The organism is Streptomyces sp. NBC_00212 (assembly GCF_045206365.1).
Classification (GTDB): domain Bacteria; phylum Actinomycetota; class Actinomycetes; order Streptomycetales; family Streptomycetaceae; genus Streptomyces.
Genome location: NZ_CP108115.1, coordinates 4,039,838 through 4,056,209, shown reverse-complemented (window position 1 = coordinate 4,056,209; position 16,372 = coordinate 4,039,838). Strand labels below are relative to the sequence as shown.

The 16,372-nt window shown below is 71.9% G+C and carries 22 protein-coding genes; 18 read left to right on the top strand and 4 right to left on the bottom strand.

What is annotated here, in order from left to right; translation table 11 throughout:
* Nucleotides 1-19 precede the first annotated feature (19 nt).
* Together OHA17_RS18540 and OHA17_RS18535 are read left to right on the top strand one after the other, a co-directional pair.
* Nucleotides 20-307 carry a DUF1416 domain-containing protein gene (locus OHA17_RS18540; protein WP_030362227.1) on the top strand — a complete coding sequence of 96 codons (288 nt, stop codon included), beginning with the start codon at nt 20-22 and terminating at the stop codon, nt 305-307.
* Nucleotides 308-462: 155 nt separating this feature from the next.
* Nucleotides 463-720, top strand: coding sequence for a DUF3099 domain-containing protein (locus OHA17_RS18535; protein WP_344372291.1), 258 nt, complete (start codon nt 463-465; stop codon nt 718-720).
* A gap of 75 nt (nt 721-795) precedes the next feature.
* Here the strand turns inward: OHA17_RS18535 and OHA17_RS18530 are convergent, their stop codons facing one another.
* Complete coding sequence (locus OHA17_RS18530; protein ID WP_053729005.1) at nt 796-1,164, bottom strand: DsrE family protein; 369 nt, start codon at nt 1,162-1,164, stop codon at nt 796-798.
* A 227-nt stretch (nt 1,165-1,391) separates the two neighbouring features.
* Between OHA17_RS18530 and OHA17_RS18525 the strand changes: the two genes are divergently transcribed.
* The 6 genes from OHA17_RS18525 to OHA17_RS18500 all read left to right on the top strand — a co-directional run bounded on the left by OHA17_RS18525 (nt 1,392) and on the right by OHA17_RS18500 (nt 6,381).
* Nucleotides 1,392-2,147: a hypothetical protein gene (locus OHA17_RS18525; RefSeq protein WP_406507536.1), complete on the top strand. Its 756-nt coding sequence runs from the start codon at nt 1,392-1,394 to the stop codon at nt 2,145-2,147.
* Nucleotides 2,148-2,293: 146 nt separating this feature from the next.
* Nucleotides 2,294-3,037, top strand: coding sequence for a hypothetical protein (locus tag OHA17_RS18520; protein WP_406507535.1), 744 nt, complete (start codon nt 2,294-2,296; stop codon nt 3,035-3,037).
* Entirely contained in the window at nt 3,034-3,906 is an 873-nt protein-coding gene (locus OHA17_RS18515; RefSeq protein ID WP_406507534.1) for a hypothetical protein, read from the top strand. The genes OHA17_RS18520 and OHA17_RS18515 overlap by 4 nt, the downstream gene beginning before the upstream one ends.
* Nucleotides 3,907-4,345: 439 nt before the next feature.
* On the top strand, nt 4,346-4,918 hold the full coding sequence (locus OHA17_RS18510) for an FABP family protein (protein WP_053729003.1): 573 nt from the start codon (nt 4,346-4,348) through the stop codon (nt 4,916-4,918).
* A gap of 49 nt (nt 4,919-4,967) precedes the next feature.
* Complete coding sequence (locus OHA17_RS18505) at nt 4,968-5,405, top strand: Fur family transcriptional regulator (protein ID WP_398880337.1); 438 nt, start codon at nt 4,968-4,970, stop codon at nt 5,403-5,405.
* Nucleotides 5,406-5,415: 10 nt separating this feature from the next.
* Nucleotides 5,416-6,381 (top strand): YgfZ/GcvT domain-containing protein, encoded by a 966-nt coding sequence (locus OHA17_RS18500; protein ID WP_406507533.1) that lies wholly within the window; start codon nt 5,416-5,418, stop codon nt 6,379-6,381.
* A 47-nt stretch (nt 6,382-6,428) separates the two neighbouring features.
* Here the strand turns inward: OHA17_RS18500 and dtd are convergent, their stop codons facing one another.
* On the bottom strand, nt 6,429-6,854 hold the full coding sequence (gene dtd, locus OHA17_RS18495) for a D-aminoacyl-tRNA deacylase (RefSeq protein WP_053729000.1): 426 nt from the start codon (nt 6,852-6,854) through the stop codon (nt 6,429-6,431).
* Between the two features lie 168 nt (nt 6,855-7,022).
* On the opposite strand from dtd, the gene OHA17_RS18490 reads away from it, so the two are divergent.
* The 3 genes from OHA17_RS18490 (at nt 7,023) to OHA17_RS18480 (ending at nt 9,922) form a co-directional block, all read left to right on the top strand.
* Nucleotides 7,023-7,616 carry an ABC transporter substrate-binding protein gene (locus OHA17_RS18490; protein ID WP_398880341.1) on the top strand — a complete coding sequence of 198 codons (594 nt, stop codon included), beginning with the start codon at nt 7,023-7,025 and terminating at the stop codon, nt 7,614-7,616.
* A 61-nt stretch (nt 7,617-7,677) separates the two neighbouring features.
* Nucleotides 7,678-8,637, top strand: a complete 960-nt coding sequence (locus OHA17_RS18485; protein WP_398880343.1) for an asparaginase — start codon at nt 7,678-7,680, stop codon at nt 8,635-8,637.
* Nucleotides 8,638-8,662: 25 nt separating this feature from the next.
* The gene (locus OHA17_RS18480) at nt 8,663-9,922 is read left to right on the top strand and encodes a GNAT family N-acetyltransferase (RefSeq protein ID WP_406507532.1); all 1,260 of its coding nucleotides are present in this window, start codon (nt 8,663-8,665) and stop codon (nt 9,920-9,922) included.
* 107 nt (nt 9,923-10,029) lie between these two features.
* On the opposite strand, the gene OHA17_RS18475 is transcribed toward OHA17_RS18480, so the two are convergent.
* Complete coding sequence (locus OHA17_RS18475) at nt 10,030-11,004, bottom strand: zinc-binding dehydrogenase (protein WP_406507531.1); 975 nt, start codon at nt 11,002-11,004, stop codon at nt 10,030-10,032.
* A gap of 186 nt (nt 11,005-11,190) precedes the next feature.
* On the opposite strand from OHA17_RS18475, the gene OHA17_RS18470 reads away from it, so the two are divergent.
* The 3 genes from OHA17_RS18470 to OHA17_RS18460 all read left to right on the top strand — a co-directional run bounded on the left by OHA17_RS18470 (nt 11,191) and on the right by OHA17_RS18460 (nt 13,116).
* Nucleotides 11,191-11,808 carry a TetR/AcrR family transcriptional regulator gene (locus OHA17_RS18470; RefSeq protein WP_406507530.1) on the top strand — a complete coding sequence of 206 codons (618 nt, stop codon included), beginning with the start codon at nt 11,191-11,193 and terminating at the stop codon, nt 11,806-11,808.
* 138 nt (nt 11,809-11,946) lie between these two features.
* Nucleotides 11,947-12,630 carry a class I SAM-dependent DNA methyltransferase gene (locus OHA17_RS18465; protein ID WP_406510755.1) on the top strand — a complete coding sequence of 228 codons (684 nt, stop codon included), beginning with the start codon at nt 11,947-11,949 and terminating at the stop codon, nt 12,628-12,630.
* A 99-nt stretch (nt 12,631-12,729) separates the two neighbouring features.
* Nucleotides 12,730-13,116 carry a hypothetical protein gene (locus OHA17_RS18460; RefSeq protein WP_406507529.1) on the top strand — a complete coding sequence of 129 codons (387 nt, stop codon included), beginning with the start codon at nt 12,730-12,732 and terminating at the stop codon, nt 13,114-13,116.
* 25 nt (nt 13,117-13,141) lie between these two features.
* Here OHA17_RS18460 and OHA17_RS18455 read toward each other — a convergent pair whose 3' ends face one another.
* The gene (locus OHA17_RS18455) at nt 13,142-13,750 is read right to left on the bottom strand and encodes a dihydrofolate reductase family protein (protein ID WP_406507528.1); all 609 of its coding nucleotides are present in this window, start codon (nt 13,748-13,750) and stop codon (nt 13,142-13,144) included.
* Between the two features lie 132 nt (nt 13,751-13,882).
* Here OHA17_RS18455 and OHA17_RS18450 point away from each other — a divergent pair, with 132 nt between their 5' ends.
* From OHA17_RS18450 to OHA17_RS18435, 4 genes are all read left to right on the top strand, one after another.
* A complete protein-coding gene (locus OHA17_RS18450; protein WP_406507527.1) occupies nt 13,883-14,800 on the top strand; it encodes a GNAT family N-acetyltransferase in 918 nt (305 codons plus the stop codon).
* Between the two features lie 26 nt (nt 14,801-14,826).
* Nucleotides 14,827-15,243, top strand: a complete 417-nt coding sequence (locus OHA17_RS18445; protein ID WP_053728991.1) for a helix-turn-helix domain-containing protein — start codon at nt 14,827-14,829, stop codon at nt 15,241-15,243.
* A gap of 22 nt (nt 15,244-15,265) precedes the next feature.
* Nucleotides 15,266-15,883: a hypothetical protein gene (locus tag OHA17_RS18440; protein ID WP_406507526.1), complete on the top strand. Its 618-nt coding sequence runs from the start codon at nt 15,266-15,268 to the stop codon at nt 15,881-15,883.
* 131 nt (nt 15,884-16,014) lie between these two features.
* Entirely contained in the window at nt 16,015-16,359 is a 345-nt protein-coding gene (locus OHA17_RS18435; RefSeq protein ID WP_406507525.1) for a DUF2516 family protein, read from the top strand.
* Nucleotides 16,360-16,372 lie beyond the last annotated feature (13 nt).

Here is a 16,372-nt window from a genome sequence, read left to right as displayed (position 1 = left end):
AACCCCTCAGGAGACCCACATGTGTGGAGCGAAGGCCGGCGGGCCCGATGCCTCGACGATCAAGCCCGGTGAGACCACCATCCAGGGTCAGGTGACCCGCGACGGCGAGCCCGTCACCGGTTACGTGCGCCTGCTCGACTCGACCGGCGAGTTCACCGCCGAGGTCCCGACCTCGGCCACCGGACAGTTCCGCTTCTACGCGGCCGAGGGCACGTGGACCGTGCGCGCCCTGGTGCCGGGCGGCAGCGCGGACCGTACGGTCGTCGCCCAGACCGGTGGCCTCGCCGAGGTCGCCATCGCCGTCTGACCGACGGCACACCGCAGTACCGGCCGGAGGGCCGCACCCCGGGGGTTGGACGCCTTGGAATGGGGTGCGGCCCTCCGTGCCGTCCGGCCGTCTGCCTGAGAGCGCGGTCGGCCCGTGCCGTTTCGAGTCCGGCTCCGCGGTCGTACGCTGGATTCATGTTGGCCCGGCGCCGGCGCGGCTATTTCTGGATGATGGGCGGCTGCATCCTGCTCTTCGTGTCCGCCTGGGGTTTCGTGCGCCTGTGGTCGGTCCCGGTGGCGGTGGGTATGTGCGTGGTCGCCATGGTGATTCCGCCCATCGCCGCGATGGTCGCCAACCGGCGCGGCCCCGACGACCGCTGGTGGGACGACCCCTCCGGCGACCCGAAGTCGGACGAGTGGTGGGACGAGCTGGACGGCAAGAAGCGCCGGTGACACATCCCGCCGGGCGCTGCGGCCAGTAGCGGCTACTAGCGCCAGTAGCGGCAGGCTACTAGCGGCCAGTAGCGGCTAGTACACGAGCGCCTGCACGCCGTCCCCCATGATCTCCTGCACGAAGACCTGCGCGCCCGCGATCCGTACGCCCTCCAGGACGTCCTTCTCCGTGATGTCCCGCCGCGTCGCGCACTGCGTGCACAGCGTGATCCGCCCGCCCGCGCCCTGGATCGACTCGATCAGGTCGGGCAGCGGCGCGGCGTGGGGGAGCGAGAACTCCGCGGCCCGGCCCGGCAGGGCGAACCAGGACGATTCACCCGTCAGCCACAGCGAGACCTCCACCCCGCTGGCCGCTGCCACCGCCGCGACGGTGAAGGCCTGCGAACACCGCTCGGGCGCCTCTGCGCCGGCGGTCACCTTGATCACGAGCTTGTTGTTCGGCATATGCCGAACTGTAATCCGCGGCGCCACAACCTCTCCCCGCGGTTGTGGGTCTGCTGTGTGCCGCAGGGAACGGAATCTGCGCTTCGAGGGCTGTAACGGCAGCAAAGAGCCCGTTATGGCTTGTCATGGCCTGTCATGTCCTGTGCAAGTTTTGCCAGTAAGTCCCGAGCAAGTTCTGAGCAAGTCCTGTGGGGGGACACATGAGTTCAACCGAAGAGCCACCCGGTATGTCCGAGCCCGTAATGTCCGGGCCCGTACGCCCCCGCCGCCCCCGGGGCCGTACCGCGCTGATCGTCGCGGGCGCGGCCGCGCTCGGGGTCCTCGCGGGGACCGCCACCGGGTACGCCGTCCAGTACCAGCGCCAGCCCACCCCGCTGGGCCCGCTCGCGCAGCAGGGCCTCGCGGATTCGAAGACCGCGCCGGCGGACAAGGACACGACGGTCCGCACCGTCTCCGCCAACCGCTGGGACGAGAAGTCCGACGGCGACCTGCGCCGCCTCCTCGTCGCGAAGCCGGATGCCGCGAAGTCCGAGGAGCAGCCCGCCTGGCAGGACCTGCTGCTCTCCTCGGCGGACTACGAGCACCCCGACGGGGCGTTCCGGCAGTTCCTGCGCGACGGATTCCGGCGCAGCGCGACGACGTCCTGGTCCCTCGACGGCAAGGTGTACGTCACCGTCCTGCTGACCCAGTTCCGCGACGACACCGCGGTCGTGTCCAAGGACTACGCCCGGCAGCAGCAGGAGTACATGCCGGAGGACGACTACGCCGGTAACTACGGCAAGCCGATCCCGGGCAGCGACAACGGGCACACCTACGTCTTCGACAAGCCGCACACCAAGGCCGGCTACGAGCCGCTGTACGAGGGCCGGGCCTACGCCTGGCGCAACGGCGTCTTCATGGACATCCAGTACAACAACAACTCGGGCCCCGTCTCGGAATCGGCTCTCCAGGCCCTGGCCAAGCAGCAGTTGGAGCGCCTGTGATGATGACGAACGAGCACGATGAGTCGCATGGCCACGATGAGCGCGATGTGCCGAACGAGCATGATGAGCCGCGTGAGCCGCGTAAGCCACATGAGCCGCATGGGCTCGCCGACCCCGCCGAGCCCGCCCAGTCCGCCCAGCCCGGCATGACGGCTGACCCCGTCCCCGCCCGCCGCCCCCGCCGCCTCGTCCCCCTCATAGCCGGCGCCGTCGCGCTCCTCGTCGTGGCCGGGGGTGCCGTCTGGGCCGTGGGAGTGCTGGGGGACGCGCCCCGTACTGCCCCGACCGTCGTCTGGGCGGAGCCGAGCGGCGCCGCGACGGCCACGCCCAAGGCCGGGGCCGCGCCCCGCGCCGGGCTCGGCGGAAGGCTGCTTCCCCTGCCGCCCGGCTATCAACTCGGCCCGGACATAGGCGAGTTCGGCAACGACTCGGTCCTCGGGGCCGCGCAGGCCGTCGCCATGCTGAAGGAGGGCGGCCGCGGTCTGCCGGCCGGTGAGCGGGAGAGGAACGACAAGGCCGTCGACACGCTGAAGGTCCAGGGCGTCGCCCTGCGGAGCTACACCGACAGCCACTTCGTCACCGAGATGCGGCTCTCGCAGATGCGGAACACCGCGGCGATCAAGGACCTGAACGCCTTCCAGAGCGAGTTCGCACACGCCCTCAAGGCGTTCCGCGCGGGCCCGAAGATCGACGGGCACTCCAACGCGGTGTGCTTCCTGCTGCCCAAGGACGACAAGCTCAAGCTCGACGCGATGTTCTGCAACGCGTACGAGGGCGACGTCATGGTCAGTACGTACACCTACGCGGCCGCCCCGCTGGACACCGGCGCCGCGGCCGGGCTGCTGCGCAAGCAGCTCGACCTCATCAAGTCCCCCGGGGAGTCCGTGTGAGCGACCTGACCGACCTGACCGGCCAGAACGCGGCCGAGGCCCCGCCGCAGCCCACGGAGCCCCCGCTCGCGGAGGTCCCGCCGACCCCGCCCGCTGCGCCCAAGGGCCGCCGCGTCCTGCGTGCCGCGCTGCGCTGGACCGCCGCCGTCGCCGTCTTCGGCGTGCTCGGCACCGGCATCGCGTACGGGATCACCGCGCAGGAGCGCACCGACGTGCCCGGGCTCTCCACCAAGAGCGACGGGCGCTGGGCCTACCCGAAGCTCGTGAAGCCGGCGCTGCCCGCCGGGGCCGCGCTGCCGTACGCCGCCGACAACCCCGGGATGATCCACTACGCCGACCTGGAGCAGCTCCTGCTGCCCGCCCCGGCGGGATCGACCCCCGACCCGACGCTCAAGGGCGACAAGAGCCGGATCACCACCGACCGGTTCCTCCAGGAGTTCGCCGGCGACAACCGCGTACCGAACATGCGCCAGGACCTGGTCCAGGGCGGGCTGCGCCAGATCGCGGCCCGCGGCTGGACCATGCCGGACGGCACCGCCACCCGTATCTACCTGGTGCGCTTCCACACCTCGGGGTACCAGAACGCGTTCACCACGCTGTACTTCTCCAACACGGGCAGCGCCCCGAGGGTCCTGAAGGACATCGAGGGAGAGTCCGCGCTCGACGACGGCTACCTCTCCGGCAACGGCATCCCGCACGTGCGGCACGACGTGTACGTGGAGTCGGCGCCGACCGGGCCCGTCCAGGTCCGGCACGCCTACATCGCGGCCGGTGACATCGTCGCCCTGGTCGTCCAGTCGTGGAAGGGCACGGCCGCCGCGGTCCCCTTCCACCAGACGACCGTCCTCCAGGAGCAGCTCCTGGGCTGATCCCCCGGATCGCGCGGGCGCGCCACCGGCGGCCTACCTCACAGAGAGGGCCGGCTCCCCCACCCATTAGGCTGGGGGCCGGCCCTGACCGCCCCTACACCCGCTCATGCGAGGAGCCCCCCGTGCTTGAGGCTGTTTTCTCCACCCTCCTTGTCCTGGTCTGCGTCGGCGTCCTCGCCTTCGCCGGGCTGACCGTGAAGAAGCTGTACCAGGGTCAGCGCTAGGGAGTACCCGGCGGATCTTGTCGGGGCACGCGGGCCCTGGCACGCACATCTGCCGCGTTGTCGTCAATCACCGACGCTCCGCGTCGCCTCAATCCTCCGCCTTGCAGCTGCACGCACCAGACCCCGCTCGGCCGCACTGATCAGTGGTCCGCACCGGGACCCGACCAGATCCGCCGGGCACCCCACCCCGACCGCAACGAAGAGATCGCAGCCTCATGATCGAGATTCCGTCCGACCTCCACCCCGACCTGGTCCCCCTGGTCTTCCTCCTCGGCACGTGGGAGGGCGTCGGCGTCACCGACTTCCCCGGCGCCGAGAAGGCGAACTTCGGGCAGTCCGTGACCTTCTCCCACGACGGCCGTGACTTCCTGGAGTACGTCTCGCACTCCTGGATCCTGGACGCCGAGGGCAACAAGGTGAAGCCGCTGGAGTCCGAGTCGGGCTACTGGCGCATCGACAAGGACCGCAAGGTCGAGGTCGTCATGGTCCGCGACCAGGGCATCGCCGAGATCTGGTACGGCGAGCTCGCCCACCAGAAGCCGCAGATCGACCTGGTCACCGACGCCGTCGCCCGCACCCCGGGCGCCACCGCGCACACCGGCGGCAAGCGCCTGTACGGCTACGTCAAGAGCGACCTGATGTGGGTCGGCGAGAAGGCGACCCCCGAGGTCGAGCTCCGCCCCTACATGTCGGCGCACCTGAAGAAGGTCGTCACGCCGGAGCAGGTCGCGGAGATGGCCCGGGGCCTGGGAGACCTCCCGGACGACGGCATCGCCTTCTTCAAGTAGGCCGCCCGCAGCCAGTGGGTGTCACCGGGTTCGCTCCTACACTGGGAGCGTGGTGACCACCGACTGGCAGAGCGACCTCCGCAGGCGCGGGTACCGGCTGACCCCCCAGCGACAGCTCGTCCTGGAGGCCGTCGACGTACTCGAACACGCGACGCCCGACGACATCCTCACCCAGGTGCGGAAGACGGCGGGCGGCGTGAACATCTCCACCGTGTACCGGACCCTTGAGCTCCTGGAGGAGCTGGGTCTGGTCTCGCACGCCCACCTCGGCCACGGCGCCCCGACGTACCACCTGGCCGACCGCCACCACCACATCCACCTGGTGTGCCGCGACTGCACCAAGGTGATCGAGGCCGATGTGGACGTGGCCGCGGACTTCACCGCGAAGCTCAGGGACACCTTCGGCTTCGAGACGGACATGAAGCATTTCGCCATCTTCGGGCGCTGTACGGACTGTGCAAAGAAGGCTTCAAGCGACGGGTCGTAGGCTTGCCCGTATGAAGAGCCCCCTGCTGTCCAAGGCCGGCGCCGTCCCCGCCGAAGGGCGCGACGAAGGAGTCGCGGCGCACTACGGTGACCTGTTCCGCGAGCAGCGCGCGCTCGCCGGCGGCACCGGTCTCGTCGATCTCTCGCACCGCGGCGTCGTCACCGTCACCGGCGACGACCGGCTGAACTGGCTGCACCTGCTGCTCACCCAGCACGTCAGCGAGCTGCCCGTCGGGCAGGCCACCGAGGCGCTCATCCTCTCCGCGAACGGGCACGTCGAGCACGCCCTGTACCTCGTCGACGACGGCACGACGGTGTGGATCCACGTAGAGCCCGGCACCGTGGGCGAGCTGATCGCGTACCTGGAGTCGATGAAGTTCTTCTACCGGGTCGAAGTCGCCGACCGCACCGAGGAGTTCGCGGTCGTCCACCTGCCGGCCGGGTCCATCGCCGAGGTGCCGGACGGCGTGGTCGTACGCGAGACGGCGTACGGCCGCGATGTGTTCCTGCCGCGCGCCGACCTGGAGAAGTACGCCGACGAGGCGGGCCCGCTCGTCGGGATCCTGGCGTACGAGGCGCTCCGCGTGGAGGCGCACCGGCCCCGGCTCGGCTTCGAGACCGACCACCGGACGATCCCGCACGAGGTGGGCTGGATCGGCTCGGCCGTCCACCTCCAGAAGGGCTGCTACCGGGGGCAGGAGACGGTCGCCCGCGTCCACAACCTGGGGAAGCCGCCGCGCCGCCTGGTCTTCCTGCACCTGGACGGCAGCGAGGTGCTGCTTCCCGGGTCCGGCACGCCGGTGCGGCTCGCGGCCGACGGCGCGGAGGGCCGCCAGCTCGGCTTCATCACGACCTCGGCCCGCCACCACGAGCTGGGCCCGATCGCGCTGGCCCTGATCAAGCGCAACGTCCCGGTGGACGCGGAGCTGCTCGCGGGGAACACGGCGGCGGCCCAGGAGGTCGTGGTCGAGCCGTAGGGCCTTCGCCCGGGCCCTTCGCCAGGGCCTTCGAGAACCCGGAGGTCTCAGACCTCGACCAGGACCGTGAACGGGCCGTGGTTGGTGAGGGACACCCGCATGTCCGCGCCGAAGCGGCCCGTCTCCACGTGCGCGCCCAACGCCCGCAGTTGCGCCACCACCTCGTCGACCAGAGGCTCGGCCACGTCGCCGGGGGCGGCCGCGTTCCACGTGGGGCGGCGGCCCTTGCGCGCGTCCCCGTAGAGAGTGAACTGCGAAATCACCAGCAAGGGCGCATTCACGTCCGAGCAGGACTTCTCGCCCTCAAGGATGCGAACCGACCACAGCTTGCGGGCGAGCTGCGCCGCCTTGTCCGGATTGTCTCCGTGGGTGACTCCGACCAGGACACACAGGCCCTCGCCCGCGATCTCGCCGACCGTCTCACCGGCCACGACGACCTTCGCGCCGTCGACTCTCTGCACCACCGCTCGCATGCGCCCCAACCTATGCCACGGGTCGCTCCGATTTCCGAGCGGCTGAACGGGTGCAGTGCACCTGCACGTGCCGTACCCGGAGTGGCACGATGCGTACAGGCGGTGCTTCCCCTTGGTCCTTCGGGCCCGGGGAGACCCCATGCACCGGTCGAGGGGACGGAAAGACGCATGAGCACACCAGGCGCCGGGCAGTCGCCCGGTCCCGTATCGCTGACCCGGACCAACCCGCGTACCGCCGTGCGACCGCCCGTGCAGCGGGCCGGCGGCACGCTGCCGCCCCAGCGCGACCACGACCTGGCCGCGCTCCGGCTCGCCGAGCTGCGCACCCTGCGCCGCCAGTCGCAGCGCGACGAGGCCGACCTCAGCTACGTACGGCGGCTGCTGCACGGCCGGATCGACATCCTGCGGGCCGAGCTGGCCCGGCGCACCGGGCCGCAGGCGCCGGTGGTGGAGCGGCTCGCCGAGATCCTCACGGACGCGCCGTCCTCGCACCGCGCCTCGGCCCGCCACGTCACGCTGTCCGCGCCGCGCAGCGAGGAGTACCGCCTCCTCGCCGCCGAGATGGACGCCGAGGTCGAGCTGTCGGACCTCGCCGCCCGTACGGACGAGGAGCTGCACACCGCCACCGGGCGCCTGATCCGCTACGAGCAGCAGGTCTCGCGGCGCCGCCAACAGCTCCAGCGGACCGCCGACGATTGCAGTGCGGAGATCGCCCGCAGGTACCGTGATGGTGAAGCACAAGTAGACGATCTGCTCACCTGACCCGCCCGTACCGGAAGCGACCCCTCCGGGGCAGGTCACCCGCCCGGAAGGCCGCACCGCCATGACCGCCCTGACGTCCCCGATACCCCCGGTCCTCGCCGAAGTCGTACGTTCCGGATTCGTCGAGGGCCATCATCGGGGCTCGCTGGTAGTGCTGGCGGCCGACGGCAGTGTCGAGTTCGCGCTCGGCGACCCGGCCGCGCCCGTCTTCCCCCGCTCGTCCAACAAGCCGATGCAGGCCGCCGCCGTGCTGCGGGCGGGCCTTGAGCTCTCGGGCGAGCGCCTGGCCATCGCCGCCGCCAGCCACTCGGGCGAGGGCTTCCACCTCGATCTCGTGCGCAAGATGCTGGCCGAGCACGGGCTGACCCCGGACGACCTCCAGACGCCGCCCGACCTGCCGCTCGACCCCGCCGAGGCCGAGACGTACCTGGCGGCGGGCCGCGTCCGTGAGCGGCTCACCATGAACTGCTCGGGCAAGCACGCGGCGATGCTCGCGGCCTGCAAGCAGAACGGCTGGGACCTGGGCAGCTATCTCGACCCGGCGCATCCGCTCCAGCAGCTGGTCCACGACTCCGTCGAGGCGGCCGCGGGCGAGCGGGTCGCCTCGGTCGGCACCGACGGCTGCGGGGCACCCCTGATGGCGATCAGCCTGACCGGCCTCGCACGGGCCTTCCGCACCTTCGCGACGGCGGACGCGGACACGGTCGAGGGCCGGGTCGCCGAGGCCATGCGCGCCCACCCCGAGTACGTCGCCGGCACGCGGCGGCCCGACACCTGGCTGATGCGCGAGGTGCCGGGGACGCTGTCGAAGATGGGCGCCGAGGCGGTGCAGGCGGTGGCCCTGGCCGACGGCCGCGCCCTCGCCTTCAAGGTCGACGACGGCGCGATCCGCTCGCTCGGCCCGATCCTGGCCCGCGCGCTCCAACTCCTGGGCGTGGACGGCCCGGTGGTGGACCGGATCGGCCGCGCGCCGCTGTTCGGCGGAGCAGCCGAGGTCGGCGAAATTCGGGCGACATTCTGACCGGGAGCCGCCTAGCGTGGCCGGTATGAGCACCCCGGCCAAGCCCGACATCGAGGTCCGTACCGTCGCCGAAGCCGAGTACACCGACTGGCTCAAGGCGGTCAGCCGGGGCTTCCTGCGCCCGCCCGTCGTGAGCGACGAGGAGGCGCGGGACCGGCTCGCCCACACCGATCTCAGCCGGGTGCAGGGGGCCTTCGAAGCGGGCCGGTGCGTGGCGACGTTCCGGTCCTTCGCGCAGGAGCTGACCTCGGTGGGCGGCGCCGCGCTGCCCGTGACCGCGGTCAGCGGCGTCACCGTCTCGCCCACGCACCGCAGGCGCGGGCTGCTCACCCGGATGATGGCGGCCGAGCTGTCGGCGGCCGGGGAGCGCGGCGAGGTGGCCGCCACGCTGATCGCCGCCGAGTACCCGATCTACGGCCGGTACGGGTTCGGCCCGGCCACCTCGCTCACCGCGTGGGAGATCGACACGGCGCGCACCGGCCTCGACCCGAACCGGTCGGGCCCGGCCGACGGCGGCCGCGTCGACCTGGTGGACCCGGCCGAGGCGGCCAAGGCCGGCCCCGAGATCTTCGAACGGTTCCGGGCGGCGCAGCCCGGCGCGGTCAGCCGCGACCGGCGCTGGTGGGACCTGACCACCGGCGCGGCCCGCCTCGACGGCCCCTGGACCGAGCCGTTCTTCGCGGTGTACCGCACGGCCGGGGGCGAACCGGCCGGCATCGCCGCGTACACGGCCGACGAGCAGTGGAGCGACGCCAAGCTGCCCGAGAACACGGCGACGGTGAAGAGCCTGATCGGCCTGACCCCCGCCGCGGACCGCGCCCTGTGGTACTACCTGTGCTCGATCGACTGGATCCGCAAGGTGCGCACCGGCTTCCGCGCCCCCGACGACCTGCTGCCCCTGCTCTTCCCGAACCCGCGCGCGGCCGGGGTCGTGACCCACGCCGACTACCTGTGGCTGCGGCTGCTCGACGTCGTACGGGTTCTGGAGGCGCGCACGTACGCCACCGAGGGCGCCCTCGTCCTGGAGGTCGAGGACAGCGCGGGCCTGGCGGCTGGCCGCTTCCTGCTTGAGGCGAGCGAGACGGGCGCACGCTGCACGCCCACCACGCGCACCGCCGAACTGGCGCTGGACGTAAGGGAGTTGGCGTCCCTGTACCTGGGTGACGAGTCGGCGACGCGGCTGCTCGCGCTCGGCCGGGTCGTGGAGGAGCGGGCGGGGGCGGCGGCGCGCACGGACGAGCTGTTCCGCACGGCGCGCCGCCCCTGGTGCCCCGACATGTTCTGACCCCGGTATGCGCCGGCCCGGAATGCTCCGGCCCCGGAATGCTCCGACCTCCACCCCCGTGGGGGATCGGTGGCATGCGGGGTGCCGTGCCGGGTGGGCTGCGGGGCCTATCGGGCGCTGAGCAGCACCTTCCCCACCAGGCCCCGCTCCTCGATCGCCCTGTGCGCGTCGGCGGCGCGCTCCAGCGGGAACACCGCGCCGATCACGGACCGCAGCCGTCCGGCCGCCGCCTCTTCGAGGACCCGGTCGAGGAGCGCGGTGCGGCGCTCGGGCGTCAGCTGTACGTCGCCGATGCCGAGCAGGGTGATGCCGCGCCCCCGGGCCTCGTCCGGGTCGACGGCGGCGAAGCCGGTGCCGGCGGGGGCGCCGTGCGCGGAGAAGCGCCCGCCGTCGGCGGTCAACGGGAAGGCGGCGAGGCCGAGTTGGCCGCCGACGCCGTCCAGGACGAGATCGGCGCCGCCCTCGCCCAGCGCGGCGCGGGCGCCTTCCGGCCAGCCGGAGTCGGCCGCGTCGACGACGTGGTCGGCCCCCAACTCCCGTACCAGCGCGGTCTTTTCGGGTCCACGGGCTACGCCCACCACCCGGGCGCCGAGCGCGCGGGCGAACTGGACGAGCAGGGTGCCCATGCCGCCGGACGCGCCGGTGATCAGCACGGTCTCGTCCGGCTTGAGCGCGGTGTTGTCGAGGAGGGCGAGGGCGGTCACCCCGTCGTGGACGAGGGAGGCCGCCTCGCGCAGGCCGATGCCGTCCGGGACGGGGGAGAGGTGGGCGGCGGGGACCGCCATGAGCTCGGCGTAGCTGTCGGCCTGGCCGGCCACGGCCACCCGGCGGCCCACCCAGGCCGGGTCCACGCCGGGGCCGGTGGCGGTGACGGTGCCGGAGGCGCCGCCGGCGGGCACGTAAGGGGGCTTGACGTCGAAGAACTCCCCGAAGGCTCCGGCGCGAATCTGGGCCTGCACGAAGAGGGTGTCGATGTGGTCGACGGCCACGAGCACCTCGCCCGCCCCGGCGACCGGATCCGGCGCCTCTGCGGGAACCAGCACCTCGGGCCCGCCGAACTCCCTGACCTGTGCGACACGCATGACGATCACTGCTCCCGCCCGTTGTCCGCGCCGGTGCGCGGTTCGTACGGCGAGTCTTCAACCTCAACAGGGCTTGAGGTCAAGGAGGTTCCGGCGGGTGAGTGTTAACGGTGCTGGGATTCCCTTAAAGTGGGGCCCGTCTTCGTTGTCTTCGTTGTCTTCATTGGACCAGGAACGGGAGTCGCGATGGAGGGCGTGGAGTCGGAGTCGGAGCCGGGGACGGTGCGGCCGGGCGGGCGGACGGCGCGGGTGCGGGCGGCCGTACTCCAGGCGGCCGGGGACGCGCTGGCGGAGCACGGCTTCGACGGACTCGACCTGGCCGATGTCGCGCGCCGGGCGGAGGTCGGCAAGACCACGGTCTACCGGCGCTGGTCCACGACGACGGGCCTGGTCGCCGACCTCCTGGACGACATGGCCGAGCAGTCCTCACCCCATGCGGACACCGGCTCGCTGGACGGCGACCTGTTGGCGAACGCGCGCCTGGTCGTCAGGACGCTGACCGATCCGCGGCAGGGCGCCCTGTTCAAGGCGGTGATCGCGGCGGCCACCTGCGACCCCCGCGCGGCCCGCGCCCTGCACCGCTTCTACGCGACCCGCATCGAGGAGTGGGCTCCCTGCGTGACGCGGGCCGCCGAACGCGGCGAGGTCCCGCCCGGCACGGACCCGGCGGAAGTGATCCGAGCGGTCTCGGCGCCGCTGTACTACCGCTTCCTGGTGAGCGGGGACGAGCTGGACGAGGGCGCGGCGGACCGCGCGGCGGGGGCGGCGGGGGCGGCGGCTAGGGCGGGGGAGTACGGGAGTTGAGGGCCTGCGCCGGATCCGGGCCGGGTTCAGGTGCGGGCTCTGAGGACGGCCGGGTGCCGGGCCCGGTGTCAGTGACGAGGTCTAGGCTCGACGCCCATGACCACGCCGACGCCCATGACCACGCACACGCCGACGCCCATGACCACGCAAGAGGCAGCCGCCGGGGGCGAGTTGGCACCCCACCTGCACACGACACGCACCTTCTACGACACCATCGCGACGGAGTACGCGGAGCGCTTCCGCACCGTGCTCGATGACAGGCCGCTGGACCGGGCGATCCTGGGTGCGTTCGCGGAGCTCGTCCTCGCGGCGGGTGGCGGACCGGTCGCCGACCTGGGCAGCGGCCCGGGCCGGGTGACGGCGCATCTGCACGGCCTCGGCCTCGCGGTGTCCGGGATCGACCTGTCGCCCCGGATGGTGGAGATGGCCCGTGCGGACCACGCCGGGGTGCGTTTCGAGGTGGGCTCGCTGACGGACGTGGACGCGGCGGACGGGACGCTGGCGGCGGTGGTGGCCTGGTACTCGATCATCCACACCCCGAGGGAGCGGCTGCCGGAGGTGATGGCGGAGTTCCACCGCGTGCTGGCCCCCGGAGGCCACCTGCTGCTCGGCTTCCAGGTGGGCGAGGAACCACTGCGCGTGGCGAACCCGTTCGGCACGGACGTGTCCCTGGACTTCAACCGCCTGTGTCCGGACCACATCGCGACCCTCCTGAAGGAGGCGGGCTTCACGGTGACGACGCGGGCGCGCCGGGAGCCGGAGGCCGCGGAGGCCGTGCCGCAGGCCTACCTCTTCGCGCGCAAGGAGCGCGAGGCGGCGTAACTGGCTGATCATCCCCGGCGTTGGTCCACGGGGGCTGCTGACCGGCCCCCGTGGATCAGGCCCTCTGTCCGCGGGCCGGGATGAAACGGATGAGGCCACATGCACGCAATCATCAAGGAACTCGCCTCGGGGATCGGGGTGGCGGCCGCGGCGCTGGGCTGTGTGATCGTGGCGGGGCCGCCGGCGGCGGCGGACGGCAAGTGGTGCAACAACTCGGTCTGCATCGAGACGTACGACAGCGGCGACTACCTGGGCCGGGTGGAGGTGTCGGTGGTCAACACGAACCAGCCGCACCGCATCAGCGCCCGGGTGTGGACGACGAACGGCTGGAGCGCCCGTACGAAGGCGGAGGACGTGGCCAAGTTCCGGACCTACCGCGACCAGGCCTACCCGCAGCGCCACTTCCCCGGAGGCACCCGCCTGTGCGCGGAGGGCTTCCGCGACGGGGAGAGCGTGGGGCTGGCCTGCGTGACGATCACGAACTGACCGGGAACGTTCCGGCCGCTCGCGCTCACCCGGTCGCGAGCGGCCGGTACCGCACGTTCACAGTGGCCCCGGGGTCGTCGCCGTTGACCAGCGCGAGTCGTACGGGGGAGCCGCCGGGGTCGGCGAACAGCCGGATGCCGTCGCCGAGGAGTACGGGCGCGATGTGCAGATCGATCTCGTCGATCAGCCCGATGCCGAGGAGCTGCCGGCCGATGGTGGGGGAGAAGACCTCCAGGTTCTTGCCCGCGGCGGCCGCGAGCCCGATCCGGACGGCCTCGGCCGCATCGCAGCTCAGGAACGTCACGCCGCGGGCGGGTTTCGCGTCCTCGGGATGGTGCGTGAGCACGAACAACGGCCCCTGCCAGGCGCCGCCGTAGATGCCGCCGGGATCGGGGCGGGCGTCCCAGCCGTCGCGACCTCCCAGGACCGCGCCGGTGGTCGCGGCGTACTCCTCGACGAGCCCGGGCCGGAACGAGGCCCCCGCCATCCAGTCCATGGAATGCCCCGGCCCCGCGACGAACCCGTCGAGCGACATCGTGAAGTGCCAGAGCACCTTGCCTTCGGCAACCTGGGGCTCCATGCCGCCCAGTGGAACACCCTGCGGAACACCGTGCGGGGTCTTTGCGGTGGACATGATCGGTCCCCTCTCTGCCCGGTCTCTGTCCGGGCTGCGGGCAGGTGCCGTAAGGCGTAGACCCCGCGTGGGCTCGGGACTCATCGGTGACGGGAGGGTTCCTCGGAGCGGGGGCGCGGGGAACGATGAAGCATGACTTCGGACGGCTGGCACCTCACCCGAGATCTGGACGGCTTCCTCGCCCGGGCCGGAGGCTTTCTGCGCTCGCGCCCGGCCCTGCACACCATGCCGCTGACGGTGACGGAATCGCTGCGCACGCGCGGGGCGGAGGCGGTCGGTGGCGAAGTCCCGTTCTTCGGCTGGCTGGAGCGGTCGGGCAGGGTCCGGGCCGCCTTCTACCGCAGGCCGCCCGGCCGCTTGAGCCTCACCCCACTCGACCCCGAACACGCCGACACCCTCGCTGCCCGTCTTGCCGACCGCGGGTACCAGCTCCCCGGCGTCGGCGCGGAGCAGCGCACGGCCACGGCTTTCGCGGAGGCCTGGCAGCGGCGTACAGGCGCGATCCCGACGCCCTACGAGCATCGGGTCCGGCTGTACCGCCTCGGCACGCTCACCCCGCCGAAGCCGTCTCCGGCGGGCCGGGGCCGGGTCGCGGGCGGGCGGGACCGTGAGCAAGTCGTGCGCTGGTGCGGCGAGTTCTGCGCGGCTGTCGGAGAAGCCGTCCCGGTGGGCGCCGCCTCCTGGGCCGGCACCCGCTTCGCCGACAAGGGCTATACGTTCTGGGAGACCCCGGACGGCACGCCCGTCTCCATGGCGGGCGTCACCTCGATGGTCGCCGGCCAGGTCCGGGTGGACCCCGTCTACACCCCGGCCCACCTGCGCGGCCGCGGCTACGCCGGAGCCGTGTCGACCGAGGTGACCCGGGCCGCGCTGGCCGCGGGCGCGCGGGAGGTCGTGCTGTTCGCGGACGTGGCCAACCCCACCAGCAACCGCCTCTACCAGCGGCTCGGGTACCTGCCGGTCGCCGAATTCGGCGCGTACGACTTCTCCGCGACTTCTGGTGCGCCCGGCGTGGCGCAGCACACTTTTGCAAGCGTCTGCTTGCAATAGTTAGCAGGGCGGTGCACCATCGGGGTATGGCATCGCTCAACGTCGGCAATCTCGGGGAGTACCTGCGCGAGCAGCGGCGCAATGCGCAGCTCTCGCTGCGGCAGCTCGCTGATGCCGCCGGGGTGTCCAATCCGTATCTGAGCCAGATCGAGCGCGGGCTGCGCAAGCCGAGCGCGGACATTCTGCAGCAGCTCGCGAAGGCGCTGCGGATCTCCGCCGAGACGCTGTACGTGCAAGCCGGGATTCTCGACGAGCGGTCTCCCGAGGCCGCCGGGACGCGGAGCGTCATTCTCGCCGACCCCTCGCTCAGCGAGCGTCAGAAGCAGGTTCTGCTCCAGATCTACGAGTCCTTCCGCAAGGAGAACGGGCTCGACGCCGACACGGACACCGACAGCGCCGCCGACCACCCTCAAGACCCCCAAAACCCTCAAGCGAGCAACTGAGCACTGATCCGGGAGGACAGTCATGGCCATCACCGATGACCTGCGCAAGACCCTCACCGACCCCACCCCCCTCTACTTCCTCGCCGGCACGGCGGACATCGCAGGGCAGCAGGCCAAGAAGGTTCCGGCGCTGATCGAGAAGATCCAGGCCGAGGCCCCCGAGCGCATCGAGGCCGTCCGCCGCACCGATCCCAAGGCCGTTCAGGAGAAGGCCGCCGCCCGTGTCAAGGAGGTCCAGGCCGCGGTCACCACCCGCGCCAATGACTTCCTCGGCGCCCTCGACGGCGACCTCAAGAAGCTCGGTGAGAACGCCCAGGACCTTGCGCTGCGTGGCGTCGGCGTCATCGCCGAGTACGCCGTCAAGGCTCGCGAGGGCTACGACTCGGTCGCCGAGCACGGCCAGGACGTCGTCAAGCAGTGGCGCGGCGAGGCCGCCGACGAGATCGTCGAGATCGCCACGGCCGTCGAGCCCAAGAGCGAGGACAAGGGGGAGGACAAGGCGGAGGTTCCGGCTCAGGGCGAGGCCTCCGAGTCCGACTCCGCCGCGGCCGACTCCGACGCCGCCGACAAGCCCGCCGCCAAGAAGGCCGCGCCGCGCAAGACCACGGCCAAGAAGACCGCCGCCAAGTCCGCCGAGTAGTCGGCTTACGCGGTTCGCGGGGCGGGCACCTTCGAGGGGCCCGCCCCGTTGTACTAGTACCTTGGCCGCGAGGCGCTCTCCAGGCTCACCAGGACGCAGTACTCATCAGGACTCACTAGGCGGTGCACGGCATGTTGCTCACGGGATTCAGCCTTCTCACATCGCTGCTCTCTCTCGCGATGCTCGTCATCGCCGTGGTGGCGCTGGGCTTCGCCGTCGTGGCGCGGGAGGACGCGTACCGCGCGGCGGACAAACAGACCAAGCCGTTCTGGCTGATCGTCCTGGGCATCACGGTCGTGGTGAACCTGGTCGTGCCGGTGCTGTTCCTGCAGCTCGCGGGGCTCGTCGCCTCGATCGTGTTCATGGTGGACGTGCGGCCCGCGATCCGGCAGGTCTCCGGCGGTGGCCGGGGCGGCCGGCGCGGCGGCGGCTCCAGCAGCGACGGTCCTTACGGGCCCTACAACGGCGGCCGGTAGCCCCGAAGGAACC